The sequence below is a fragment of the Luteimonas sp. BLCC-B24 genome (assembly GCF_028550595.1).
Lineage (GTDB): Bacteria > Pseudomonadota > Gammaproteobacteria > Xanthomonadales > Xanthomonadaceae > Luteimonas.
In genome coordinates this window covers 82,627-109,609 of the sequence record NZ_JAQQGN010000006.1, presented here as the reverse complement: position 1 = coordinate 109,609, position 26,983 = coordinate 82,627, and the positions used below count along the sequence as shown (strand labels likewise).

The following is a 26,983-nucleotide window of genomic DNA, read 5'->3' as shown; positions in this document are numbered from 1 at the left end:
ACGGCAATGCCCGAGGCCGGAACGCCGCTCGATCCGGCCGACATGGCCGTGCTGGTCGACACCCTGGGATCGCTCGCACTGCTGGGCAGCGACGGCGACGTCGCGGCCGCGGCGATCGTCGACGCGGTCGAGACGTGGCGCGCGCCCATGCTCGCGCGGATGCCCGGGCTGGCGCCGCTGGTCGAGGGGCTGCAGGCGGCCCGTCAGGTGTGGACACTGCACGCCGAGCATGCCGGCACGGGCAATCCGGAGGGGCTGCGGCGGCTGCTGCTGGCACTGGTGCGCGATCTGCGTGTGGTGCTGGTGCTGCTGGCCCGGCAACTGGCGATGATGCGCGCGGCGACGCGCGCGGACTCCGGGGCCCGCCAGGCACTGGCCCGGCTCACCCGTGACATCCACGCGCCGCTCGCCAACCGTCTGGGCATCTGGCAGTTGAAGTGGGAGCTGGAGGATCTGGCCTTCCGGGCGCTCGAGCCCGACGTCTACCGCCGCATCGCCGGTCTGCTCGACGACACGCGTGCCGGGCGCGAAGCCTATGTCGCGGCGGTACGCGCGCGACTGGACGACGCGCTCGCGGCCCAGGGCCTGCGTGCGGAGGTGGCCGGCCGTCCGAAGCACATCTACAGCATCTGGCGGAAGATGCAGAAGAAGCAGGTGTCGATCGATGCGCTCTACGACCTGCGTGCGGTGCGCATCCTGGTCGACGACGTCCCCGCCTGTTACGCCGCGCTCGGTGTGGTGCACGCGCTGTGGACGCCGGTTCCCAGTGAATTCGACGACTACATCGCGCGCCCCAAGCACAACGACTACCGGTCCCTGCACACGGCGGTGATCGGGCCGGACGGCAAGACGCTCGAAGTGCAGATCCGCACCCGGGAAATGCACGAGGCGTCCGAACTCGGGGTCGCCGCCCACTGGCGCTACAAGGAAACCGGCGGCTCGCAGCGGGCGTCGTCCGCGGGCAGCGCGGCGCTCGAGCGGCGCATCGAATGGATGCGCCGCCTGCTCGAGGCGCACGCCGATGCCGGGCGCGACGAGAGCGGCGCCCTGGCCGAGGCGCTGGGGACGGAACTCGCCGAAGACCGGGTGTTCGTGCTCACGCCCAAAGGGGAGGTGATCGACCTGCCACGCGGCGCCACGCCGCTGGATTTCGCCTATCACGTGCACACGATGGTCGGTCACCGCTGTCGTGGCGCCAAGGTCGACGGCCGGATCGTGCCCCTGGACTACGTGCTCCACAGCGGTGAGCGGGTCGAGATCCTCACGGCGAAGACGCCGGCGCCGCGTCGCGACTGGCTGGTCGCCGCCAATGGCTTTCTCGCCAGTCCCCGGTCGCGCGAGAAGGTGCGTACGTGGTTCCACAAGCTCGACCGCGAACGCAACGTGCACGCCGGGCGCGAGCTTCTGGAAAAGGATCTGCGCCGGCTCGGCCTGCTGCAGGCCGACCTCGCGCCGGTGCTCGGGCGATTCAATGTCGCGACGGTCGACGATCTCCACGTGCTGGTCGCACTCGGTGACGTCGGGCCGAACCAGGTCGGCCGCGCACTGCTGGAACTCGAACGCGAACGGGCGACACCCGCCCAGCCGGCCGCGCCCGTGCTGCCGCTGCGGCGTCCGCGTCGCGCACCGCGCACCGGCGATGCCGAGTTCCGCGTGGTCGGCGTCGACAACCTGCTGGTGCAGACCGCGCGTTGCTGCCGGCCGGTGCCGGGCGAGCCGATCGCCGGCTATCTGACCCGCATGCGCGGCGTCACCGTGCATCGGCGCGACTGCGCGGCGTTCCTGCGTCTCTCGGCCGGCCATCCGCAGCGCGTGCTGCCGGTGGAGTGGGGCGGCGTGGCGGGCGGTCACGAGTCCGACATCGTGGTCGAGGCGATCGACCGCAAGCACCTGCTCAAGGACATCAGCAATCTCATCGCGCAGGAGGACGTGCACGTGCTGTCGATCCAGAGCGACCAGCGTGCGCTGTCCCGGGTCCAGCTGCGGCTGCGGCTGCGGGTCGGGGATTACGGCCAGCTGGCGCGGCTGCTCGGCAAGCTCGACAGCCTGCCGGGCGTCGAGGAGGCGCGCCGTCGCTGAGCACGCGCGGATGACGCCAGCGTTCATCCGGCTCTTCCATACTGCGCCGCGTGAACCGCACGTCTCCTCCACCTCCCGCCGGGCGCGATGTCGCCCCGCTGCGCGCGGATGCCCCCCTCGCGCGCCGGCCCCCGCCCGGCGCCGCACCGGTGCGCCAGTGGCGCTGGATCGTGGCCGGGGCGGTGCTCGCCCTGCTGGCACTCGTGCTGGGGGTGCGCCTGCTGGTGGTCGACCGGCTGTGGCCGGAAACGCGCGGGCAGACGCTGCTCGATCAGGCCGCGCTCGCCCTGGCCGAGGGGCGCCTGGACGCCGAGGACGGCAGCGGCGCGCGTCAGCTTTACGAGGCCGCAGCCGCGCTCGATCCGGACGACGTGCGTCCGCGCGCGGGACTGTCCCGGGTGTCGGAGGCGGCCCTGCAGCAGGCGCGGGCCGCGCTCGAGGCGCACCGGTTCGACGCCGCCCACCGCGCCTTGCAGCTGGCGCGTGACCTCGCCGCGCCGCGCGATGCGGTCGATGCCGTCGCCGATGCCCTACGTGCACGCGAGGCCGAGGACGCCGGGCTCGACGGGCTGCTCGCCCAGGCCCAGGCCGCCCAGGCGGACGGCGCGCTGGACGGCACTGCAAGTTCGGCGCTTCCTCTGTACCGGCGGATCCTGACGCTCGACCCCACCAATCCCGAGGCGCTGCGGGGGCGTGACGAGACCCTCGCGGCCGTCCTCGGACAGGCCCGCGCCGCGCTGCGCACCGGCGACCTGCGCGGTGCGGGCGACCTCATCGCTGCCGCACGCGCGTACGACCCCGGGCATGTCGACCTGCCCGACACCGACGCACGCCTGACCGAGGAGCTCGACGCGCTGCGCCGCCGCGCGGCCGGCAGTCTCGCGGCCGGACGTCTCGAACGCGGCGTGGCGGAGTGGCGCATGTTGCTGGCCTTCGACGCCGACGACCCGACCGCGCAGCGCGGCCTGGCGGACGCGGCCGTCGCCTACGCCCAGCGCGCGGAACGCCACGCCCGGGATTTCAACTTCGCCGATGCCGACGCGCAGCTGCGCGAAGCACGTCTACTCGCGCCCGACAGCGACGCCGTGCGGACGGCCGCCGACAACGTGGAACGCTCGCGCCTGCGGCACGCACAGCTCGCGCCGCAGCTCGCGCCCGCCGAGCGCCGGCGCCGCGTCGCGACGCTGTTGCAGGACGCGGCTGCCGCGGAGGCGCGCGGTGATCTGCTCTCGCCCCCGGGCGACAGCGCCTACGACCGGATCCGGGCCGCGCGTCGGCTGGCGCCCGATGACCCCGAGGTCGCGAAGGCCTCGTCGCGCCTGCTGCCTGCCGCCCGTCAGTGCTTCGATGGCGGCCTGCGCGCGAACAATCTCGCGCGGGCACGCAATTGTTTCGACGCGCGTGTCGCACTGGGAGACGACGCCGGCACCCTGCGCGACGCACGCCGGCGCCTCGCCCAGCGCTGGCTCGCGATCGGCGACGAGCGCCTGGGCGCAGGCAATCTCGCCGGCGCGGATGCGGCCCTTGCACTGGCCCGCGAGATCGACCCCGCCGTGCCGGGCCACGCGGAATTCGCGCGCAGGCTGCGGACCGCGTCGCTCAGCGGGAACTGAAGCCGCCGGGCGGCGGATTCTGGCGGCGGCGTGCCTCGCCGGATGCGCCGTCGTCGAGGAACAGCCGCGCTACCGTGGCCCGGGCGGCATCGAGAGAAAAATGCGTCCGCACGTTGTCCAGGCCGCCGGCGGCGAGACGGTTCCACAAGCTCGCGTCGTCGTGGAGCCGTACTACCGCATCCGCGAAGGCGCTCGCGTCGTGCGCGATCAGGACATCCTCGCCATCGCGAAGATGCATGCCTTCGGCCGCGCACGGCGTCGCCACCACCGGCTGCCCATGCGCCATGCTGAGGTTGACCTTGCCCTTCACGCCGGCACCGAACCGGAGCGGCGCGACCGCGATGCGGCAGCCGTCCATGTACGGCGTGATGTCGGCGACGTGGCCATGCACCACGACGCCGTCGACCGTCGCCAGCGCCGCGACCGGCGCGGGCACGTCGCCGCCGATGCAATGGAACCGGATCTCGGGCAATCGTGCGCGGATTGCCGGGAACACCTCGCGCACGAACCACGTCACCGCATCGGCGTTCGGGGGGTGACGGAAGCCGCCGACGAAGACCAGGTCGTGTCGCTGTGCAAAAGACAGCCCGGGGCCTGCGACCTCGTGCAGGTTCGACAGCACCTCCACACATGCATCGGGTGCGTCACGTGCCAGCACTTCGGCCTCGGTCGGGCTGACCACCAGGGTGACGTCGCTGCGGTTCACGACATCGAGTTCGAGTGCGCGGGTGCGAAGCGCATCGCGTCGCAACGTCGTGTCGCCGGCCAGCTCGGCGCCGCGCTGCTCGCGGATGTAGTGCAGGTCGATGCTGTCGAACAGCACCGTGGCCTGCGGCGCGCAACGGCGTACCAGCGGCAGGAACTCGCGTGCGATGTAGTGCCGGCACAGCACGACGTGCGTGAAGCGGGGGCCGTGGGCCTGCAGCCAGCGGGCGATGCCGCCGACGTGCGGCGCGTACCAGACCTCGATGCCCTGCGCCTGCAGCGCGCGCGTCGCCTCGCCGGCATGCTGGCGGTCCGCCGGCACGAACACGACATGGGCTCCGGCGTCCCGCAGCAGCCGCATCAGGTTGACCAGACGGAGCGACGCCGAGTCGCGGGCCGGCACCGGAGTGAGGTTGTCGACGATCAGGATTTCGCGCGTGCCCGCACGCGGCAGTCGCGCGGCGCGCACCGGATCATCCGGGCGGCTGCGCAGCACGTCGCGCCAGCGCTCTGCGAATACGTCGCGGTTGCGGACCTGTGCCGCCTTCATGCCGCGTGTGGGATCGGTGCCCGCGCTTGCGCCTTCGACATGGACCACGCGTGCGTCGGGTTGTACCAGAACGCGCAGCCCCAGGGCGCGCACGCGGAATGCGAGGTCGGTGTCCTCGTAGTAGGCCGGTGAATAGCGCGCGTCGAATCCCTCGAGCTGGCGGAACAGCGCGGTCGGCAGCATCAGCGCGGCGCCGGAGACATAGTCGACGTCGGCGCACCATCGCAGTGACGGGTGCTCGGGGTCGTCGAATCGGCCACGACTCTCGGCTCGGCCGTCGCCCAGCAGCATGGCTCCGGATTCCTGGAGACGTCCATCGGGATACAGCAGCTGCGCGCCGACGATGCCGACTTCGCGGTGCTGCAGGAACGTGGCATGCAGGGCATCGAGCCAGCCGGGCTGCGGCACCGTGTCGTTGTTGAGGAACAGGAGGTAACGCCCCGTGGCCAGCGCCGCGCCGGCATTGCAGGCCCCGATGAATCCTGTATTGCGCGACATCGTGTGCACGCGGAGGCCGGAAATGCCGGGAAGCACGTCCGGTGTCGCGTCCGGGCTCGCGTCGTCGACCACCACGATCTCGATCCGCACCCGGGGCGGATGCGCCGCGATCGCGCGCAGGCAGGCGAGCGTCCGCGTGAGTTCGCCGTACACCGGAATCACGACGGTGACCTCGGGTGCCTCGTCCCTCGGTACCGAGAACGGAACAAACGGCCCGGTATCGCCGGCGAGCAACGCCACCTGCTCCGCGGGTGCCAGCACTCCCAGTTGTGCGGTCACCCGCTGCCAGGTGGCGCGCAGGCCGCGCGTGCGCAGGCTGGCGAGCCCGCGCCGGGTCAGACCGAGCGCGCGGACCAGCTGGAAACGCGCGTCGGCCAGCGAAAACGACATGCGTTCGAACTCCAGCTGACTGATCGGGGTGGGACCAGATCCCGGCCGGAAGCGCTGGGATAGACTGCCCGGCGCTATTGTCGCATCCACACCGACCCGCTGCCGCGGGTGCAGGACATCCATGGCCCGGATCGAGTACGAAGACGAAGACGCGGACGACGACGACCGCCCGGAAACGCCGCGCTGGCGGCGGCGTGCGGTCACCGCGGTGCTCGCGCTGGTGGGACTCGGCCTCGGCTTCCTGATCCCCTACACGATCTATCTGAACCACCAGATCAGCCAGCGCTTCGGCGAGTTGCGCTGGCAGGTGCCCACGCGGGTGTACGCGCGGCCGCTGGTGCTCGCGCCGGGCGTGGCGATGAATGCCGCCACGTTGAAGACCGAACTCGATGCGGCCGGCTATCGCGAGGACGACGGGGTGAAGCCCGGCACCTATTCGATCGACGGCGGACGCTGGACGATTTCCAGCCGCGGCTTCCGCGATGTCGACGGCGTGGTGGCGCCGGCGCGCGTGCAGGTGACACTGTCGGGCGGCCGGGTGTCGCGCCTGCGCGACGGCGACGGCAGGCGCAATCTCGAAAGCGCGCGCATGGACGCGGCGCGCATCGCCACGCTCTACGGCCAGCGCCAGGAAGAACGCCGGCTGGTGCGGGTCGAGGACGTGCCGCAACTGCTGACCGACACGCTGCAGGCGGTCGAGGACAAGGACTTCGCGCATCACCACGGGATCGATCTCAGCGGCATGGCCCGGGCCGCGATGGCCAATCTGCGCGCGGGCGAAACCCGCCAGGGCGCGAGCACGCTCACCCAGCAGCTCGCGCGCAGCGGGCTGCTCGGTATCGGTCGCGAGCAGACCTACAGCCGCAAGTTCAACGAGATCCTCTACGCGCTGCTGATGGAGTCGCGCTACGACAAAGGCGCGATCCTCGAGGCCTATCTCAACCAGGTCTACCTGGGCCAGCGCGGTGCACAGGCGATCCACGGCGTCGCGGCCGGCGCGGAGTTCTGGTTCGGCCGCCGGCTCGACGATCTCGAGGTCGAACAGGTGGCCCTGCTGGTCGGCATCATCCGCGGCCCCTCGCATTACGACCCGCGGCGCCAGCCCGAACGTGCCAAGGCGCGCCGGGACTTCGTGCTGGCGCGCATGCTCGAATCCGGCCTGATCGACCAGGCGACGCACGACCGCGCCGCCGCGCGGCCGCTGGGGGTGACCGAAACCCCGGGCAGCATCATCGCCAACCGCTTCCCGGGCTATGTCGATCTGATCCGCCGCCAGCTGGCGCGCGATTACCCGGCCGGCGCGCTGCAGGGCGCCGGTCTGTCGGTGATGAGTGCGATGTCGCCTTCGGCCCAGGCCTATGCCGAAGGCGCGACGGTGCGCACGATCAAGGACCTGGCGACCGCGAAGCGGCCGGCGCTGCAAGCCGGCCTCGTCGTCACCGACGTGCACAGCGGCGAGGTCGTCGCGGCGGTGGGCAGCCGGGATCCGGTCGAACACGGCTTCAACCGCGCGATCGAGGCCCAGCGTCCCGTCGGCTCGCTGCTCAAGCCCTTCGTCTATCTGCTCGCGCTCGGCGATCCCACACGGTATTCGCTGGCGAGCTGGGTGGACGATTCGCCCGTTACGGTGACGCTCGAGAACGGCCGCAGCTGGACGCCCGGCAACTCCGATGGACGCAGTCACGGCACCGTGCGCCTGATCGACGCCCTCGCGCGCTCGTATAACCAGGCCACGGTGCGTCTCGGCATGGAGGTGCAACCGCGCGAGCTGGCCAATCTGGTCAACACGCTGGCCGGCGTGCGCGCCGAGGCCAATCCTGCGCTGATCCTGGGCTCGATGGACCAGAGTCCCTATGCGATGGCGCAGCTGTACCAGTTCCTCGCATCGGGCGGCGAGATCCAGCCGCTGCGCACGGTGCGCGGCGTCATCGACGAGCAGGGGCGGGTGGTCAACCGCTACGACAGCGCGCCGCGTCCGGCCCAGCCCGGTGACGCGCTGGCCGCCCGCGTCGTCACGCTGGCGCTCCAGCACGCGGTGACCTCGGGTACCGCGCGGCAGCTGGTCAATGACGGCCTCGGCCGGCTCAACGCGGCGGGCAAGACCGGCACCAGCAACGACGGCCGCGACAGCTGGTTCGCCGGGTGGACGGGGGATCATCTGGCCGTGGTCTGGGTCGGCAACGACCAGAACGAGCAGACCGGGCTCTACGGCGCGACCGGCGCGATGCGGGTGTGGTCGGGCCTGTTCGCGCGTCTGCCCAGCGCCGCGCTCGACGTCGGCAGCGAAGGGCTGGAATGGCAGTGGGTGGCCCAGACCCACGCCACCGATGCCGACTGCCCCGAGGCGCGCCGCTTTCCGTTCGTGGCGGGCTACGCGCCGCCGTACGCGCCCTGCCAGCGCTACGATCCCAACCAGACGTTCGTCGACGAGAACGGCAATCTCGTCGATGCGACCGGCGCACCGGTGCAGGACGAGCGCCGCGGGTGGCGCGAATGGTTCGGGTTCGGCCGCGAGCGCGACGCTTCGCCGCCGCCGGCCGAACCTGCACCTGCGCCGCAGCCCGCACCGCCGCCCCCGTCCGAGGAGATGCCCCGATGAGTTCGATGTCCCTGCGCGTTCTGGCCGGCGCGTGCCTGCTCGCCCTCGCGGCGTGCGCGTCGCAGAGTCCGGCGCCGGGCAGCACCACGCCGCCCGCTACCACCGCCACGCCCCAGGAAATGGTCGCCCTGATCCGCGGCGCGGCCGGCGACGGCGACGGTGAGCTGGCGGTGCAGCCGCTGCGTGATCCGATGGTCGACGACCTGCGCGAACGCGCCGCGGCGCTCGAAGCCCAGGGCGATCTCGGCAGCGCCGTGGCCGCGCTGGACCAGGCCCTGGAGATCGTCGACGGCGATCCCGCGCTGCTGCAGGAGCGGGCGGAGCTCGCGATCCTGCAGTCCGATTTCGAACGGGCCGGCACGCTGGCCGAACGCGGCTATGCCCTGGGCTCGCAACTCGGCCCGCTGTGTCGCCGGCACTGGATCACCCTCGAACAGGTGCGCCTGATGGCCGGCGATGTCGAGGGCGCGGCGTCCGCACGTACCCAGGCCGACGGCTGCCGCGTTGCCGGCCCCGAGCGTTACTGACGCCGCACTGGACACGCCCGACGCCAGCCTCGCGGCGCGCAGCCGGGATGCGCTCGTCGAAGGCGGGCTGCTCGCGGCGCGGATTCCCGCCTTCCGTGCGCGTGCGGCGCAGCAGGCACTGTCGATGGCGGTCGCCGAGACGCTGGACCAGCGCGCGACGCTGCTCGCCGAAGCGGGCACCGGTACCGGCAAGACCTTCGCCTACCTGGTACCGGCCCTGCTGTCGGGCCTGAAGACGATCGTCTCCACCGGTACGCGTGCGCTGCAGGACCAGTTGTTCCACCGCGACCTGCCGCGCGTGCGCGATGCGCTCGGCAGCGGCCTGCGCAGTGCGCTGCTCAAGGGACGTTCGAACTACCTGTGCCTGTACCGGCTGGAGCAGGCGCGCGGCGCGCCGAAGCTCGCCACACGCGAGCAGATCCACCAGTTCCAGCGCATCGTGGCCTGGGCCGGGCGCACGCGCCTGGGCGATGTCGCCGAACTCGACGGGCTGCCCGAGGACACCCCGCTGCTGCCGATGGTCACCTCGACCGTCGACAACTGCCTGGGCAACGACTGTCCGTTCTGGAGCGAGTGCTTCCTGGTCCAGGCCCGTCAGCGCGCGCAGGCGGCGGACGTCGTGGTGGTCAACCATCACCTGTTGCTGGCGGATCTCGCGTTGAAGCAGGAAGGCTTCGGCGAAATCCTGCCCGGTGCCCAGGCCTTCATCGTCGACGAGGCACATCAGCTGCCGGAACTCGCGGCGCAGTTCTTCGGCGAAGGCCTGAGCGCGCGGCCGCTGGTCGAGCTGGCGCGCGACGTGGTCGACGAATGCCGTGACGTGCCCGGCGTGCTGCCGGTGGTGCAGGGGCCGGCCGCGGAACTCGACGGTGCCACCCGCGCACTGCGCGTCGCGATGGAGGGGCTGCCGCCGCGCGGCACCCGCTACCGCGCGCTGTACGCACCGGCGGTCGAGGAGGCGCTGCACGGCCTCGACGAGGCGCTGGCCCATCTGCGCGATGCGCTGGCGCCGGTGCGCGAGGCCTCGCCCGGCCTCGACAGCTGCCACGCCCGCGCCGCGTTGTGCCTGGCGCGTCTGCGGCGCTGGAACGACGGCGCGGCGGCGGGGTCGATGTTCGCCGACGACGATGCCGGCGAGGCGCACGGCGTCGAGGCGGTCGCATCCGCGGATGTGCCGGCCGATGCGGCGCTCGGCGACAGCGTGCTGTGGTACGAACTCACGCCGCGGGGCTTCCGTCTTCAACGCACGCCACTGGATGTGTCGGCGCCGTTGCGGGCACACCGCGAACACTCGCGCGCGGCCTGGGTCTTCACCTCGGCCACGCTGACCGTCGACGGCCAGTTCGATCACATCGCGATGCGCCTGGGCCTCGAGGCGCCGCGCACGCTGCTGGCGCCGAGTCCGTTCGACTGGGCGCAGCAGGCCTTGTGCTATGTGCCGCCGCGACTGCCGGCCCCCGCGGCCCCGGGCTACACCGCCGCGGTCGCCGATGCGGTCTTGCCGGTACTGGCCGCGTCGAACGGTCGGGCGTTTCTGCTGTTCGCATCCCATCGCGCGCTGCGCGAGACCGCGGCGCTGCTGCGCGACGGCGCGCGGCCCTGTCCGTGGCCGCTGTTCGTGCAGGGCGAGGCACCGCGTCACGTATTGCTGCAACGCTTCCGCGACTCCGGCAACGGCGTGCTGCTGGGTGCGGCGAGTTTCCGCGAGGGTGTCGACGTCGCCGGCGATGCGCTCAGCGTCGTGGTCATCGACAAGCTGCCGTTCGCCGCACCCGACGATCCGGTATTCGAGGCGCGACTGGATGCGATCCGCCGCATCGGCGGCAATCCCTTCCGTGACGAACAACTGCCGCAGGCGGTCATCGCGCTCAAGCAGGGCGTCGGTCGGCTGATCCGCACCGAACGCGACCGCGGCGTGCTGGTGCTCTGCGATCCGCGCCTGCTCGGCAAGGCCTACGGCGGCGTGTTCCTGGATTCGCTGCCGCCGCTGCCGCGCACGCGTGACATCACGGACGTCGCCGCGTTCTTCGCCAACCGTGACGTGCCCGCGGCTGCGACAATGGCGCAGGACTCGCGTACCGAATCCCCATTCCTGAATCCCGAATCCCCACGCCCATGAAGCTCCTCGCGTTCGAGACCGCCACCGAAGCCTGCTCCGTCGCCGTGTGGGACGCGGGCCGCGTCCTCGCACGCTTCGAGGTCGCGCCGCGGCGGCATGCCGAGCTCGCACTGCCGTGGGCCGAACAGCTGCTGGCCGAGGCCGGGCTCGCGCGCGCGCAGCTCGATGCGATCGCGGTGAGCCGTGGGCCGGGCGCCTTCACGGGTGTGCGCCTCGGCATCGCGCTGGCCCAGGGGATCGCGCTCGCGCTCGACCGCCCGGTCGTCGCGGCGTCCACGCTCGCGGTGCTCGCGTTGCGCGCGCACGCCGCGCCCGGCGCGCAGGTCCTGGCGGCCATCGATGCGCGCATGGGCGAGATCTACAGCGCCGCATTCGCGCTCGATGCGGCCGGGCCACGGCCGCTCTCGGAGGCACGGGTCGGCGCGCCGGACGCGATCGCCCTGCCGGACGACGCCGGCGAATGGACGGGGGTGGGCACCGGTTTCGCCGCGCTCGATGGTGAGCTCGCCACGCGTCTCGGTCACCGGCTCGCCGGCGTGGACGCCGCCGCGCTGCCGCATGCCGCTGATCTGGCCCGTCTGGCGGCCGCGGCCTTCGCACGTGGCGAGGCGCTGGCCCCGGAGCGTGTGGAACCCACGTATCTGCGGAACAACGTCGCGCTGACGCTGGCCGAGCAGCGGGCGCAGCGCGCCGCGCGCTGACGGGAACTCGCGTCACGTGCGGCGGGTCCAAGCGCCCACCGCCGAGGAGCCGTGCCCATGACGCCAGCCACCGAGTCTGCCCCGTCGCCCCGCGAGGCCCCGCCGCCGGGACGCGCCCGGCGCTGGCTGCGCCGCGAAGGCGTGCCGCTCGTGGTGATGCTGGCGCTGCTGGTCGTCGCCCGCTCGTCGCTGGCCAACCACTACCACGTGCCCAGCGGTTCGATGGAACCGGCGCTGATGCCCGGCGACCGGGTGGTCGTGGACATGCGGGCCTACGGTGTGCGCGTGCCGATGACGTCATGGACGCTGTGGCCGGGCGATGCGCCGGCGCGCGGCGATGTCGTGGTGTTCCGCTCGCCCGACGACGGCACGCGGCTGATCAAGCGGGTGGTCGCCGTGGGCGGCGACCGGGTGGACCTGGTCGACGGGCATCTGTCGATCAACGGCCGCCCGCTGGCGCGCGGCCCCGGCCTGCCCGAGGACTTCGGCACGCGCCAGGCCAGGCTCGAGCTCGATGCCGGAGGCGGCCCCGATCTCCACGATGTGGTGGTGCCGGCCGGACAGGTCCTGGTGCTGGGCGATCACCGCGGCGCCAGTCTCGACGGCCGTTACTTCGGCTTCGTCGACAGCGACGCGATCTACGGCCAGGCCCGGGGCGTGTTCTGGCGCCGCGGTGACGGCCCCGGCTGGCGCCGGCTCTGAGCGCCGCGGCGCGCCGCGCTCAGTCGTCGATCAGCGTACCGCCGGGCAGGAAGTTCCAGGTGCGGGTCACGTGCAGCACGTCGACGTTCTCCTCGGTCACCGGCAGCGGCGGGTACGGCTCGGCGAGGCGCGCGATGTTGAGCGCGGCGTCGTCGAGCAGCGGGGTGCCGCTGCTGCGGATGATGTCGGCGCGCTCGACCGAACCGTCGCGGCGGATCGCCACGCTGATCACCAGTTCGCCGGCGAGCTGCCGGCGTCGGGCCTCGTCGGGATAGTTGAGGTTGCCGACCCGTTCGACGCGGTCCACCCACTGCCGTAGGTAGGCCGCATAGGCGTACTCCTGGGTGCTGGCGGAGACGAACTTGCGCTTGGGGCGGCGTGCATAGCGTTCCGAGCGCAGGTGGATCTCCGCCGCCAGCCGGGCCATCGCCAGGTCGCGCTCGATCTTTTCCGGGCCGCGCGGAAGCGTCGAGGGGTCGGTCTGCTGGCTCGGGTCGGGCGCCGGCATCGCGGTTTCGCCGCGGGTGCTCGCCACCACCCGGTCCTGGCTGGGCGGCTGCGCTTCGGGCGACTGCGCGCGCAGCTCCATCGGCGCGACGCCCGAGCTGTCCTGCGGCACCTGGCCGATCTGCGCTTCACGCGGGCGGTTCGTGCGCTCGTGCTCGCCGCCGCCCTGGTTGCTGGCCTGGGCGAGGAAATCGGCCTGGGCCTGGGTCAGCGGGCTCGTGGTTTCCGTCAGGATCACGTCCAGCGTCGGCATCAGCGGCGCGGCATCCTCGGTGGCGAAGCCGACGCCCAGCACCAGCAGGCCATGCACCAGCAGCGACAGCACCAGCGTCGCACCGAGACGTGCGCCGTCGTCGATCTGCGGTGGCGGCGCGACGGCCTGCATGCCCGGACCCGCGTCGCGCGTCAGGCGGCGCGACGCGCGACCGGCCCGCGCTCGATCGCGTCGAACAGCAGGCCGGCGATGTTGGTGCCGCAGGCCGCGTCGATCTCGCGGATGCAGGTGGGGCTGGTCACGTTGACCTCGGTGAGCCAGTCGCCGATCACGTCCAGGCCCACGAAGCGCATGCCCCGCGCGGCCAGCGACGGGCCGACCTGGGCAGCGATCCAGCGGTCGCGTTCGCTGAGCGGGCGCGCTTCGCCGCGGCCGCCGGCGGCGAGATTGCCGCGGAACTCGTCGCCCTGGGGAATCCGTGCCAGGCAGTAGTCCACCGGCACGCCGTCGATCAACAGGATGCGCTTGTCGCCCGCCGTGATCTCGGGGATGTAGCGCTGGGCCATCGCCAGCCGCCGGCCGCCGTCGGTCAGCGTTTCCAGAATCACGTTGAGATTGGTGTCGCCGGCGACGGCGCGGAAGATCGAGCGCCCGCCCATGCCGTCGAGGGGCTTGAGCACCGCGTCGCCGTGCTCGGCGACGAAGGCCTTGAGCGCCGCCGCCTCGCGGCTCACCAGGGTCGGCGGGCAGCACTGCGGGAACGCGAGCGCGCCGAGTTTCTCGTTCATGTCGCGCAGGCCCTGCGGATCGTTGACGACCATCGCGCCCTGGCGCTCGGCCATGCTCAGGATCTGGGTGTCGCCGATGAACTCGGGGTCGACCGGCGGGTCCTTGCGCATCAGGACCACGTCGCCCTCGCCGAAGCGGCGCGTGGCCGGCTCGCCGAGCGTGAACCAGTCGCCTGCGTCCTCGCGCACCGTCAGCGGCGCGCTGCGCGCCACGGCCTCGCCGCCGGCCAGCCCCAGCCCGCCCGGGATCACGTAGTGCAGCCGGTGACCTCGGCGCTGGGCTTCGAGCAGCATCGCGAAGGTCGAATCCTTCGCGATCTTGATCGAGGCGATCGGGTCCATCACCACGACGACATCCAGCGGCATTGCGGGCGACCTGCAGAGCGGGACGACGATCTTAACAGGGCGGACAGCGCCGATTCCCGGCGCCATTCCGAGGCCTGGCGCACACTCCGGATGCAAACTGTTGACAGTCCGAGGGCCGGCTGGGATATAACACCGGCTCGCGACGACGCCGGCTTCATGTGTGTCGTGCACCAGGGGAGACAACATGACCAGTGACGACAAGCCGTCAGCCGGCAGCCTCGACGGGCTGCGGGTGATGGTGATCGACGACTCGAAAACCATCCGGCGCACCGCCGAGACGCTGCTCAAGCGCGAGGGTGCCGACGTGGTGACCGCAGTCGACGGCTTCGAGGCGCTGGCGAAGATCGCCGACCAGCGTCCGCAGATCATCTTCGTGGACATCATGATGCCGCGCCTGGACGGGTATCAGACCTGCGCGCTGATCAAGAACAACCAGGTCTTCCGCAATACCCCGGTGATCATGCTCTCGTCCAAGGACGGCCTGTTCGACAAGGCGCGCGGGCGCATCGTGGGTTCGGAGCAGTACGTCACCAAGCCGTTCACGCGCGAGGAACTCCTCGACGCGATCCGTACGCACGTCAACGCCTGAGGGGGCAGGACATGGCTCGCATCCTGTTGATCGAGGATTCGCCGACCGACACCGCCGTGCTGACCCAGTGGCTCGAACGCCACGGGCACCAGGTGACGGCATCGGACAATGCCGAGGACGGTATCGCGCTCTGCAAGCGCGAGCGCCCCGACCTCGTGCTGATGGACGTGGTGCTGCCGGGCATGAGCGGCTTCCACGCCACCCGTGCGCTGGCCAAGGACGCCGAGACCGCGGGCATTCCGGTCATCATCGTCAGCACCAAGGGCATGGAGACCGACCGCATGTGGGGCATGCGCCAGGGTGCCAAGGGCTACATCGTCAAGCCGCCCAGCGAGGACGCGCTGATCAGCCAGGTCAACCAGGTGCTGGCCGGCTGATGACCACCATGCAGACGGGCGAGACGCACGGGGGCGGTGCGTTCGCACTTCTCACCGAATACGAACGGCGCAGCCTCGCGCATGTGGTCGGTCTGCCGGAGCAGCTCGACGCGCCGGGCCTGTGGCGCGGCGTCGGGTACCGCATCGGGCGGCGCATGCTCGCCTCGGCCTTCGACGAGGTGATCGAGATCCTGCCGATGCCACCGGTGTCGGCCGTGCCGGGCGCGCAGCCCTGGATGCTCGGCGTGGCGAACATCCGCGGCAGCCTGCTGCCCATCGTCGATCTCAAGCAGTTTCTGGAAGGCGAGCGCACGGTCATCAACGAAAACCAGCGCGTGCTGCTGGTACGCCAGCCCGGCGGCGACGTCGCGGTGACCATCGACGAGCTCTTCGGCCAGCGCAGCTTTCTCGAGGAAGACGAGGTTTCCGCCGACCGCGTCGCCGAAGGGCGCTACGCCCATTTCGTCGATCGCGCCTACGCCCACGCGAATGCGACCTGGGGCGTCTTCAGCCTCGATCGCCTCGGCCGCACGCCCGAATTCAGACACGCCGCGGCCTGACGCCGCACCCCACGTACCGCGCAACGCAACAACGATCAGGACCGGAACGAGATGAGCACAGCCGCTGACACCCTTGCAGGCAAGCGACGCACCCTGGGCACGAACTTCTGGGTCGTGCTGCTGATCGTCGCCGGCACGATCCTCGTGCTCAACACCGGTTACGGCACGTGGAAGGCCGCGCAACTCGGCGGCGCCAGCACGTCGGCCTCCAACCTGCGCGTGGACAGCCAGCGTCTGGCCAACCAGGGCACCGAGGCGGTGCGCGGCAACGCGGCTGCGTTCGCGGCGTTCAAGGCCACGCGCGCGCAGATCGACAGCGACATCGAGCAGCTCAACAGCCGCTTCGGCGACACCACCGGCGTGGCCGCGCCGATCCGCAAGGTCAGCGAGACCTGGGAGCCGCTCGGCGCGAGCGCCCAGCGACTGGCCGACAGCGAGGCCGCGGTGACCGCGTTCGCCGGCCAGGCCGAGCGCTTCAGCCAGCGCGTGCCGCAGCTGCAGGCCTTGCTGGACGAACTGGTGCGCGCGATGTCGAGCAGCGGGTCGCCGTCGTCGCAGGTCTACATGGCGCTGCGCCAGGTCGTGGTGGCCGGCGACATGGCCCGCCGCGTGACCGAGGTGCAGGCCGGTGGTCCCGGCGCCGCGATCGCAGGCCAGGGCCTGCGTCGCAATGCGGAAGACTTCCAGCAGGTCATGACCGGCCTGCGTCAGGGCGATCCCTCGCGCGAACTGCAGGCGCTCACCAACGGCAACGCGCTCGCTGCCCTCACCCGGGCCGACGAGGCCTGGGCCGAGATGCGCACCGACCTCGAAGCCATCCTCGGCAGCAGCGAGCAGCTGTTCCAGGCCCAGGCGGCGGCTACCGCGCTCGTGGCCGGCTCCGACCAGCTGCTGACCGACAGCGAATCGCTGTTCAACGCGTTCACCGCGTTCGGCTCGATGGAGGACACCAGCCTGCTCGGCAACATCTGGATCAGCATCCTGGCCGGCCTCGCCGCGCTGGTCGCCATCGGCGGCCTGCTGTTCTCGCTCAATCGCGCCCAGCGCGAGCGGTACGAGACCACGATGGAACTCAACAACCGCAACCAGGAGGCGATCATGCGCCTGCTGGATGAAATGGGTTCGCTCGCCGAAGGCGACCTGACGGTCAAGGCCACGGTGACCGAGGACATGACCGGCGCGATCGCCGACTCGATCAACTTCGCGATCGAGCAGCTGCGCAGTCTGGTGCAGACGATCAACGACACCTCGGTGCAGGTGGCCTCCAGCGCACAGGAAACGCAGGCGACCGCGATGCATCTGGCCGAAGCCGCCGAGCACCAGGCCAGCGAGATCAACTCCGCCTCCGAGCGCATCAACGAGATCGCGGTCAGCATCGACCAGGTGTCCAAGAACTCGGCCGAGTCGGCCGACGTGGCGCAGCGCTCGGTGCAGATCGCGACCAAGGGCGCGGGCGTGGTGCGCGAGACGATCGCCGGCATGGACTCGATCCGCGACCAGATCCAGGAAACCTCCAAGCGCATCAAGCGCCTGGGTGAGAGCTCGCAGGAGATCGGCTCGATCGTCGAACTGATCAACGACATCTCCGAGCAGACCAACATCCTCGCGCTGAACGCCGCGATCCAGGCCGCCTCCGCCGGTGAAGCGGGCCGCGGCTTCGCGGTCGTGGCCGACGAAGTGCAGCGACTCGCGGAGCGCGCGACCAACGCGACCCGCCGCATCGAAACGCTGGTGCAGACGATTCAGTCCGACACCAACGAGGCCGTGACCTCGATGGAGCAGACGACGTCCGAGGTGGTCGCCGGTGCACGTCTGGCCGAAGACGCCGGTACCGCGCTGGGCGAGATCGAAAGCGTCTCGACCAGCCTGGCCGACCTCATCCAGGGCATCTCCTCGGCCGCGCGCCAGCAGTCGTCGGCGGCGAGCAACATCACCGCGACGATGAACACGATCCAGTCGATCACCGCGCAGACCTCGCAGGGTGCGAACCAGACGGCGGCGTCGATCGGCAACCTGGCACAGCTGGCCGCCGACCTGCGTCGCTCGGTCGCCGACTTCAAGCTGCCGGCCTGAGCGCAGACACGGACCCACGCATGACCGCATGTTTTTCCGGGCCGTCCACGCGGCTCGTCCGTCGCGGAGCGACGCGATGAACGGGCTCCGCGACGCCATCGACCACACGATGCTCGGCTGGATCAAGCCCGAACTCGACGAGGTGCTGCGCCAGGCACGGATCGAGCTCGAGGGCTTCGTCGAAACCACCGACGACCCGAGCCGGATGCGTCTGTGCGCCGGTTATCTGCACCAGGCCCAGGGCACCCTGCGCATGGTGGAGCTGTACGCGCCGGCGATGGTCGTCGAGGAAATGGAGCGGCTGGCCGACGCGCTGCGCGACAACGCCACCGCCGACCGGGACGCCGCCTCGGCCGCGCTGCTGCGCGGCATGCTGCTGCTGCCCGATTATCTCGAGCGTCTCCAGGGCGGGCATCGCGACATTCCGATCGTGCTGCTGCCGCTGCTCAACGAGCTGCGTGCCGCGCGCGGCGAGGCCGGACTCAGCGAGAGCATCCTGTTCGCGCCTGATCTCGCCCGGCCCGTGCCGGTGACGGCGGCGCCGCAGACGCAGGCCGGCGGCAGTCGCGACGCGGCCCTGCGTGCGTTGCGTGCCGCGCTTCAGGCCTGGCCGGCGGGCGGGACGGCGGGCGACGCCGGTGCGCTGGTCACCGCGTTGCAGGCGCTGACGCCGCTGTTCGACGAGGAATCGGTCCGGCGCATGGTGTGGGTGGCCGCGCGGATCGCCGAGGCCCTCGCCGACGGTGCGTTCGACGCCGGCAGCCAGCAGGCCCTGCGTCAGGTGTTTTCCGGTGTGGAACGGGAGCTGCGCCAGCAGGCCCAGGATGCGCCCCTGGCGAGCCTGTCGGCCGACTCGGCGCAGGAGCCGACCCGGCAGCTGCTCTACCACGCTGTGCACACGGACAGCGAGCATCCCGCGCTGCGCGATCTGCGCGATACCTTCGATCTGCAGGCCCAGCTGCCCAGCGACTCGGAACTCGAGCATGCACGCAGCAGCCTCAGCGGTCGCAACCGCGCACTGCTCGACACCGTCTCGGCGGCGGTCAAGGAAGATCTGCTGCGGGTCAAGGACGCGCTCGATCTGCATCTGCGGACGGGGTCCACCGATGTCGGCGCGCTGAAGTCACAGGTCGAGGTGCTGGCCGGTGTGGCCGACACGCTCGGCATGCTCGGTCTCGGCGCCGCGCGCAGCGTGGTCCAGCAGCAGCGCGACGTGATGCGCTCGATCGTCGACGGCAGCACGCCTGCCAGCGAGGACACGCTGCTCGACGTCGCCGGTGCGCTGCTGTACGTCGACGCCACGCTGGACGACCAGGTCTCGCGCCTCGGCAGCGATGCGCCCGATGTCGGCGACGACACGCTGGCCGTGGAGGCGCAGCAGTCGGTCGTGGTCCTGGTGCGCGAGGCGATCGCGAACTTCTCCGACGCGCGCCAGGCCCTGGTCGCGTTCGTCGAGACCAACTGGGATCACGCCGAACTGCAGGAAGTGCCGCGTCTGCTGGCCGAGGTCGGCGGTGCGTTGCAGATGCTGGAGATTCCCCAGGCCCGGGCCTATCTCGACGGCGTGCGCCTGTACGCCGAGCGCGAGCTGATCGCGCGCAAGCGCGTCCCCAACGGGCGTCAGCTCGACACCTTCGCCGACGCCCTCGCCAGCCTCGAGTACTACCTCGAAGCCCTGCGCGAGCCGCGCGCGGGACGCGCGGACATTCTCGACATCGCCCGCAGCAGCCTCGAGGCGCTGGGCTACTGGCCGCTGCCCGAGGCCCACGCGTCGGGGGCTGCGGAGTGGAGCGACGACGTCGAAGGCGACGCGCTGGCGCTGGACCTGCAGGCGATCGACGTCGCCCAGCTCGCGCGCGGAAGCGAGACGCGTGCACCCGCCGAGCCGCCGCCCGCCGCCGAACCGCGACCGGTGCCGGCGTCGACGCCCGTCGCGGCGCCGTTGCGTCCGGCCGATGGCGGTTTCGAGATCGTCGGCGACGAGATCGACGACGAGATCCGCGAGGTCTTCCTCGAGGAATTCGCAGGCGAGATCGAGAACCTCGACACGCTGCTGCCGCCATGGCGCGCGCACCCGGACAATCTGGATCTGCTGCGTCCGATCCGCCGCGTCTTCCACACGCTCAAGGGCAGTGGACGTCTGGTGGGCGCGCGCCGGCTCGGCGAGTTCAGCTGGGCGATCGAAAGCATGCTCAACCGGGTGCTGGACGGCACCCGCCCCGCGAGTCCGGCCGTGGTGGCGATGGTCGACCAGGCGTTCTACGCGCTGCCCGAGCTGCAGGCGGTCCTGCGCGGCGAAGCCGATCTGCGCGCCGACCTCGACACGATGCAGGCCTCGGCCGCGCGGATCGCGGCCGGCGACGACGCCATGCCCGACCATCCGGCGCCCGTGCAGGCCGCCTCCGCTCGACCGGGCGTGGACGCAGCCGCATCCGAAACGGCCGCGCCTGCGGCCGCGTCCGGCGAGATGCCGCAGGCACCGACGACCGATACCGCCGTGACCGCGCCTGCACCGGCGGTGGACGCGAGCGTGCCCCCGTCGCCCGTCGACGACGCATCCGTGCCGGCATCCGTCGATGCGCTGCTGCTCGAGATTCTCGATGCCGAAGTCCGCGGGCATCTCGATGCCGTGGCCGGCTGTCTCGACGCGGTGCGCAGCGGCGGCCCCTTCGATGGCGAGCGGCTGCTGCGCGCGCTGCACACCATGCACGGGGCCTTCGCCATGGCCGAGGTGCCCGCGATCGGCCTCGTGCTCGGTCCGGCCGAGGACTATGCCCAGCGGCTGGCCGCGGCCAAGGCCGTTCCGGACGCCGAAGGCGTCGAGGTGCTGGAGGCGGTCGCCGCCGAGATCCGCGACGCGCTGACCGCACTGCACGGCGACGCGCCGAGGATTCCGGTCCGGCACGCGCTGGCCGCGCGGGTCGCGGACGTGCGCGACCGTCTGCCCGAGGCGGCGATCGAACGCTTCGCGTTCCAGTTCGACGATGAGGACACGGGCGGTGACGCGTCCGCCGATGCGGAGCGCGCCGAAGCCGAGCGGCTCGAAGCCGAGCGTCTGGAACAGGAACGCCTCGCCGCCGAGCGCGCCGAAGTCGAGCGGCTCGAAGCCGAGCGTCTGGAGCAGGAACGGCTCGCCGCCGAGCGCGCCGAAGCCGAGCGGCTCGAAGCCGAGCGTCTGGAGCAGAAACGGCTCGCCGCCGAGCGCGCCGAAGCCGAGCGGCTCGAGGCCGAGCGTCTGGAGCAGGAACGTCTCGCCGCCGAGCGCGCCGAAGCCGAGCGGCTCGAAGCCGAGCGTCTGGAGCAGGAACGGCTCGCGGCCGAGCGCGCCGAAGCCGAGCGGCTCGAAGCCGAGCGTCTGGAACAGGAACGTCTCGCCGCTGAGCGCGCCGACGCCGAGCGGCTCGAAGCCGAGCGTCTGGAACAGGAACGTCTCGCCGCCGAGCGCGCCGAAGCCGAGCGTCTGGAACAGGAACGCCTCGCCGCCGAGCGCGCCGAAGCCGAGCGGCTCGAAGCCGAGCGTCTGGAACAGGAACGTCTCGCCGCCGAGCGCGCCGAAGCCGAGCGGCTCGAGGCCGAGCGTCAGGAGCAGGAACGGCTCGCGGCCGAGCGCGCCGAAGCCGAGCGTCAGGCGTCGGCGGCCGGGGACGAGACGGTACCGGCCGCGACTTTCGATACGGCGCCCGACGCCGAGCTCGACGCGCTGCGCGCGCAGGACGCGATCGATGCGCAGGTGCTCGAGGCGGCACGCGCGCGCTTCGACGACGAGGCGCGGCAGCAGCAGGACGATGATGGCGCGGCGGACGTCGCGGTGGCGCCGGACGACGATGTCGAGGTCGCGACCGGGCCTGCCCCCGTCGCCGAAGACGCGCCGCTCGAGAACGCGAGCGATGTCCACGTCGAAGCCGAAGCCGCATCGACCGGGTTCGCCGCCGATATCGAAGCGAACGCCGAAGCAGCCGCGACAGAAACAGAGGCAGACGCAGCAGAAGCAGCAAACGCCCAGGATGGCCTGGACGCCGCGGTCGAACCCGCCACCGGCGTCGACGACGCGCTGCAGAGCCGGGACGCCGTGCCGGCCATCGCCGATGCGGCGCCCGCAACGGACGCCGACACACCCGAGCCCGAGCCGGACTCCGAGGCCTGGCCGCCGCCGGTGGACGAGGCGCTGGACCCCGATGCCCCGCTGGACCTCGAAGGCCTCGATCCGGAGCTGATCGACATCTTCGTCGAGGAAGGCATCGACCTGCTCGACCATGCCGACGGTCTGCTGGCGCAGCTGCGCGAAGACCCCGAGAGCCGCGACGCAGTGGCCGGGCTGCAGCGCGATCTGCACACGCTCAAGGGCGGCGCGCGCATGGCCGGGCTGATGGAGATCGGCGATCTCGGGCACGCCATGGAAACGCTGCTCGAGTCGGTGTCGGAGCGGCGCACCACGCTGCGCCGGGCCGACCAGGCGTTGCTCGAGCGCGGCTTCGATCGCTTGCATACGATGGTCACGCGCGCGGGTGAGCGCCGTGCGATCGGCGCCTCGCAGGCGCTCGTCGATGCCTTCAGCGGCACCGCGCCGGTCGTCTCCGACGGCCAGGCCCGGCCCGCGGTGGAAGCGGCGAAGGTCGAGCTGGCACCGCTGTCGGCGCCGCTGCTGCCCGAGGACATGGGCGCGGACGACGAAGAAGGCGCGCTGCGCGGCTCGCAGGAACAGGTCCGCATCCGTGCCGACCTCCTCGACCGGCTGGTCACCTATGCCGGTGAGGTCGCGATCTATCGCGCACGTCTGGAGCAGCAGCTGGGCGCGTTCCGCGGTGCGATGAACGAACTGGCGCAGACCAACACGCGTCTGCGCGACCAGTTGCGGCGTCTCGACATCGAGACCGAAGCGCAGATCATCGCGCGCTACCAGCGCGAGGGCGACACGGCGAACACCGCGTTCGATCCGCTCGAGCTCGACCGCTTCTCCACGCTGCAGCAGCTCTCGCGCGCACTCGGCGAGACCGCGGCCGACCTCGGCAGCCTGCAGCAGACGCTCGACGACCAGACCCGCCAGTACGAAACCCTGCTGCTGCAGCAGTCACGGGTCAGTTCCGACCTGCAGGAAGGCCTCATGCGCACGCGCATGGTGCCGTTCGATGCGATGGTGCCGCGACTGCGGCGCGTCGTGCGCCAGGCGGCCCAGGACACCGGCAAGCAGGTGCAGCTGCGCCTCGACGGCGCACAGGGCGAGCTCGACCGCAACGTGCTCGAACGCATGGTGTCGCCGCTCGAACACCTGCTGCGCAATGCGATCGCCCACGGCCTGGAAAGTCCGTCGGGCCGCCGTGCCGCGGGCAAGTCGGACGAGGGCAGCGTGCGCATCGCGGTCCGGCGCGAAGGCTCGGAAGTGGTGCTGGAAGTCAGCGACGACGGCGCCGGTCTCGACCGCGCGGCGATCCGTCGCCGCGCCGAGGAACGCGGCCTGCTGCATGCCGATGCGGTGATCAGCGACGCCGACCTCGACGCGATGATCCTGCAGCCGGGCTTCTCCACCGCCACCGAGGTGAGCCGTCTCGCCGGCCGCGGGGTGGGCATGGACGTGGTGGCCAGTGAAGTCCGCCAGCTCGGCGGCAGCTTCGACATCCGCTCGCGCAAGGGGCAGGGCACCACCTTCACGCTGCGACTGCCGCAGACCCTGGCGGTCACCCAGGCCGCGTTCGTGCGCATCGGCGAGACCAGCTTCGCGGTGCCGATCGCCTCGGTCCGCGGCGTCGGTCGCATCGCGCGCGAGGACGCCCGCCCCGGTGCGGTGTACCCGTACGGCGGCGAGGACTACCAGCTGCACGATCTCGGTCGCCTGGTCGGTCACGCGCAGGCGCGTGCCGAAGGCCACCTGCAGATGCCGCTGCTGCTGATCCGCGCCGGTGAACTGCGTGCCGCGGTCGCCGTGGACGAAGTGCTGGGCAACCGCGAGATCGTGGTGAAGCCGGTCGGTCCCCAGGTCTCGTCGGTGCCGGGCATCTTCGGTGCGACGATCATGGGCGACGGTCGCGTCGTGGTGATCCTCGACGTGGCGCCGCTGGTCCGCCGCCATCTGGCGCATCTGGCCGAAGTGGGCGACGGCGCGGTCGAGGAACCCGCGCCGGTGGTCGAACAGCGGCCCGTGCCGCTGGTGATGGTGGTCGACGATTCGGTGACGATGCGCAAGGTCACCGGACGCGTGCTGGAACGCCACAACTTCGAGGTGATGACCGCGCGTGACGGTGTGGACGCACTCGAACGCATGGAAGAGCGTGTGCCGGACCTGATGCTGCTCGACATCGAGATGCCGCGCATGGACGGCTACGAGCTGGCGACGCAGATGAAGGCCGATCCGCGCCTGCGTGACGTGACCATCATGATGATCACCTCGCGTACCGGCGAGAAGCATCGCCAGCGCGCGTTCGAGATCGGCGTCGAGCGCTATCTCGGCAAGCCCTACCAGGAGCACGATCTGCTGCGCCACGTGCACGAACTGCTGAAGCTGGAGCGCGACGATGACTGAGCCGGCCATCCGGACGGTGGTGATCGCACGCGCCGGCGCCGCCTGTGATCGTCTGATCGAGGGACTGGTCGAATCGGGCGCGGACGTCGCGCAGGCGGTGGATCCCACCGTCGCCGGTCCCGAAGCGGTCGAGGCCCTCGCGCCCGATGCGATCGTCGTCGCGCTCGACCCGGTGGTCGAGGATGTGCTGGAGACCTTCGAACCCCTGCTGCTGGCCCCGGGCCGCACGGTGATTTTCGAGGAAGCGGCGCTGGTGCTCGAACGCACCGGCTGGGACGCGGCGCGCTGGGTGCGGCATCTCGCGGCCAAGTTGCGCGGGCAGGGCAGCGTGCTGCCACCGGGCGCCGAGCAGGACGACGAGGCCGATGCCGGCCCCGCGGCGCCGACGGCGCATGCGGAGGCCGGCGGCGCGAGCACGGCGACGGACGTCGCGGCCGCCGCACCGGTCGACGACGCCAACGACCGCAGCGCTGCGACCTTCACGATCCAGGGCACGGACGACGCGGTGACCCCGGCCGATGGTGCCGATGCGGACACACCGGCGGGCCCCGCCGTCGACCCGACGGCCGCAGGCGACGCCGCCGCGACCGACGTGCGGACCGGTGCCGCGCCGGACGACGCGGACGACGCGGACGGGCGTGACGTGGCGCCGTCCGGTTCCGGTGTCGAGGGCCTGACGATCGAAGGCCTCGAGGACGATTTCACATGGTCCGCGCCGGTCCGGTCGGATGACGCCCCGGCGGCGTATGCCTTCGACCCGGTGGCTGCGGAACTCGACGGCGCGTCCGACGCGCCGGCCGAGATCGCGCCGCTGGTGCTCGATACGGACGGATCGGACGACGCGGTCGGGTCCGCCGCCGAGCCGTCCGGACTCCACTTCGAGGGCCTGACGATCGAGGGCCTGGAAGACGACTTCACGTCGACCGCATCGACGGAGGGCGACGACGCCCCGGTGTCGTACGCCTTCGATCCCGTAGCGGCCGAATTCGACGGCGCGCCGTCCGCCGACGACGCTGCGCCGGTTCAGGTGCTGGATTTCGAGTTCGAACTCGGCGACACGGACGATATCGGCTATGCACCTCCGGTCGCGGATGCGGCCGCGCCCGCCGGTTTCGACACCGCGCTCACGCTGGACGACGGCCCGGCGCGTGACGGGGCGGTCGACCGCGCGGTGCCGGCGTCGGAACCGGAAGTGCCGCACGACCTCGATGCATCAAGCCGCAGCGTCGACGCGTCGCTCGGCGAGCTCGACGGCAGCACCCTGCAACTGCTCGACGGCGATGCGCTGCCCGCCGCCGGCGACGCAACCGCGTCCACCCGGCCGGCGTCGCTGGATCTGGCCGCACTCGAAAGCCGGATCTCCGGGCTGAGCCTCGCCGACACCGACAGCTACGGCCATGGCCCGCGCCGCGGCGTGGTCTTGGTCGAAGGCGGCCTCGGCGGCCCCGATGCGGTGCGCCAGCTGCTCGGAGCGATCCCCGAAGGCTTCCCGCGCCCCATCCTCGTCCGGCTCCAGCTCGACGGGGGCCGCTACGACCGGCTCGTCCGCCAGATGGAGCGCGCGACGTCGTTGCCCGTGCAGCTCGCCGAGGCGGGCATGTCGGTGGCGCCGGGCGAGGTCTACTTCCTGCCGCCCGGCCTGCTGCCGGCGACGAGCGGCGGCGCGCTGCGTTTCGCCGAGGGCGGCGACCTGGCCGCGTTGCCGGAGGCGGTGCCCGCCGAGGACAGCGCGGTGCTGTTTCTCAGTGGCGCCGATGTCGCGCTGGTCGACATCGCCATGAGCCCGGCCTGGCAGGGCGCCCTCGTCGGCGGCCAGTCCGACGAAGGCTGTTACGACTCCGTCGCGGCGCACGCGGTCGCCGAGCGCGGCGGGCCGTCCGGGCGCCCCGACGAGATCGCCGACTGGCTGCTCGCGCGCTGGATGCCGGCCGCGCGTCAATCCGAACCCGGCCCTGGAGGCCTGTCGCTGTGAATGCCACCCTCGACGACATCCGCGGCGTCCTGATCCGCGTGGGCGCGACCCAGTTGCTGCTGCCCAACGCGACGATTTCCGAAGTGCTGTCCTATTCGCCGCCCGAGCCGGTGGAGAACGCACCGGACTGGCTGCTTGGCCGTCTGCGCTGGCGCGGCTGGCGTCTGCCGCTGGTGGCCTTCCCCGTGCTGTCGGGGCAGGGCGACGAGCAGGCGGGCCTCGGCAGCAAGGTGGTCGTGTTCAAGGCGCTCGGTGGCGATCCGCGTCTGCCGTTCTTCGCGCTGGTCACCCAGGGCTTTCCGCGGCTGGTGACCATCGCCGCCGACACCCTGCTGGAGGAGTCGGACGGCGAGGGCGACGCGCTTCCGTTCGCGGTCAGCGCCCGCGTTCGCCTGAATGACGACATCGCGCAGATTCCCGATCTCGATCAGCTGGAGCGTTCAGTGCGCGAGGCGCTGGCCGCCTGACCAGACGGCCGCGCGCGCCACGCGTGCGGGCTGCCGCGGACGATCCGCCGGCTCGGCAACGACCGCGCCCGAT

The 26,983-nt window shown here is 71.7% G+C and carries 16 protein-coding genes and 1 pseudogene; 14 read left to right on the top strand and 3 right to left on the bottom strand.

What is annotated here, in order from left to right:
* Positions 1-6 precede the first annotated feature (6 nt).
* Together PQS31_RS12880 and PQS31_RS12875 are read left to right on the top strand one after the other, a co-directional pair.
* On the top strand, positions 7-2,079 hold the full coding sequence (locus PQS31_RS12880) for a bifunctional (p)ppGpp synthetase/guanosine-3',5'-bis(diphosphate) 3'-pyrophosphohydrolase (RefSeq protein ID WP_272763256.1): 2,073 nt from the start codon (positions 7-9) through the stop codon (positions 2,077-2,079).
* Positions 2,080-2,228: 149 nt separating this feature from the next.
* Complete coding sequence (locus PQS31_RS12875) at positions 2,229-3,692, top strand: hypothetical protein (protein WP_272763138.1); 1,464 nt, start codon at positions 2,229-2,231, stop codon at positions 3,690-3,692.
* A 49-nt stretch (positions 3,693-3,741) separates the two neighbouring features.
* Here the strand turns inward: PQS31_RS12875 and PQS31_RS12870 are convergent.
* Positions 3,742-5,835, bottom strand: a pseudogene (locus tag PQS31_RS12870) (glycosyltransferase); the annotation flags it as partial.
* A gap of 121 nt (positions 5,836-5,956) precedes the next feature.
* Here PQS31_RS12870 and mrcB point away from each other — a divergent pair.
* Genes mrcB through lepB form a run of 5 tightly spaced genes read left to right on the top strand, consistent with a single transcriptional unit; the run spans position 5,957 to position 12,483 of the window.
* Complete coding sequence (gene mrcB / locus PQS31_RS12865; RefSeq protein ID WP_272763137.1) at positions 5,957-8,434, top strand: penicillin-binding protein 1B; 2,478 nt, start codon at positions 5,957-5,959, stop codon at positions 8,432-8,434.
* Entirely contained in the window at positions 8,431-8,961 is a 531-nt protein-coding gene (locus PQS31_RS12860) for a hypothetical protein (protein ID WP_272763136.1), read from the top strand. Before mrcB ends, PQS31_RS12860 begins: the two co-directional genes overlap by 4 nt.
* Before the next feature lie 7 nt (positions 8,962-8,968).
* Positions 8,969-11,080, top strand: a complete 2,112-nt coding sequence (locus PQS31_RS12855; RefSeq protein ID WP_272763255.1) for an ATP-dependent DNA helicase — start codon at positions 8,969-8,971, stop codon at positions 11,078-11,080.
* Entirely contained in the window at positions 11,077-11,781 is a 705-nt protein-coding gene (gene tsaB, locus PQS31_RS12850; protein ID WP_272763135.1) for a tRNA (adenosine(37)-N6)-threonylcarbamoyltransferase complex dimerization subunit type 1 TsaB, read from the top strand. Before PQS31_RS12855 ends, tsaB begins: the two co-directional genes overlap by 4 nt.
* A 57-nt stretch (positions 11,782-11,838) precedes the next feature.
* Positions 11,839-12,483: a signal peptidase I gene (gene lepB / locus PQS31_RS12845; RefSeq protein WP_272763134.1), complete on the top strand. Its 645-nt coding sequence runs from the start codon at positions 11,839-11,841 to the stop codon at positions 12,481-12,483.
* A gap of 19 nt (positions 12,484-12,502) precedes the next feature.
* Here lepB and PQS31_RS12840 read toward each other — a convergent pair whose 3' ends face one another.
* A complete protein-coding gene (locus PQS31_RS12840) occupies positions 12,503-13,375 on the bottom strand; it encodes an energy transducer TonB (RefSeq protein WP_272763133.1) in 873 nt (290 codons plus the stop codon).
* 20 nt (positions 13,376-13,395) lie between these two features.
* On the bottom strand, positions 13,396-14,358 hold the full coding sequence (gene gshB, locus PQS31_RS12835) for a glutathione synthase (RefSeq protein WP_272763131.1): 963 nt from the start codon (positions 14,356-14,358) through the stop codon (positions 13,396-13,398).
* Between the two features lie 184 nt (positions 14,359-14,542).
* Between gshB and pilG the strand changes: the two genes are divergently transcribed.
* The 7 genes from pilG to PQS31_RS12800 all read left to right on the top strand — a co-directional run bounded on the left by pilG (position 14,543) and on the right by PQS31_RS12800 (position 26,910).
* Entirely contained in the window at positions 14,543-14,947 is a 405-nt protein-coding gene (gene pilG, locus PQS31_RS12830) for a twitching motility response regulator PilG (RefSeq protein ID WP_096208253.1), read from the top strand.
* 11 nt (positions 14,948-14,958) lie between these two features.
* Complete coding sequence (locus tag PQS31_RS12825) at positions 14,959-15,324, top strand: response regulator (protein WP_096208252.1); 366 nt, start codon at positions 14,959-14,961, stop codon at positions 15,322-15,324.
* Between the two features lie 8 nt (positions 15,325-15,332).
* Entirely contained in the window at positions 15,333-15,884 is a 552-nt protein-coding gene (locus PQS31_RS12820; RefSeq protein WP_272763254.1) for a chemotaxis protein CheW, read from the top strand.
* A 51-nt stretch (positions 15,885-15,935) separates the two neighbouring features.
* Positions 15,936-17,957, top strand: coding sequence for a methyl-accepting chemotaxis protein (locus PQS31_RS12815; RefSeq protein WP_272763130.1), 2,022 nt, complete (start codon positions 15,936-15,938; stop codon positions 17,955-17,957).
* Positions 17,958-18,033: 76 nt separating this feature from the next.
* Positions 18,034-24,471, top strand: a complete 6,438-nt coding sequence (locus tag PQS31_RS12810) for a response regulator (protein WP_272763129.1) — start codon at positions 18,034-18,036, stop codon at positions 24,469-24,471.
* Positions 24,464-26,443 (top strand): chemotaxis protein CheB, encoded by a 1,980-nt coding sequence (locus PQS31_RS12805; protein ID WP_272763128.1) that lies wholly within the window; start codon positions 24,464-24,466, stop codon positions 26,441-26,443. Before PQS31_RS12810 ends, PQS31_RS12805 begins: the two co-directional genes overlap by 8 nt.
* Positions 26,440-26,910, top strand: a complete 471-nt coding sequence (locus PQS31_RS12800; protein ID WP_272763127.1) for a chemotaxis protein CheW — start codon at positions 26,440-26,442, stop codon at positions 26,908-26,910. Before PQS31_RS12805 ends, PQS31_RS12800 begins: the two co-directional genes overlap by 4 nt.
* Positions 26,911-26,983: the final 73 nt, after the last annotated feature.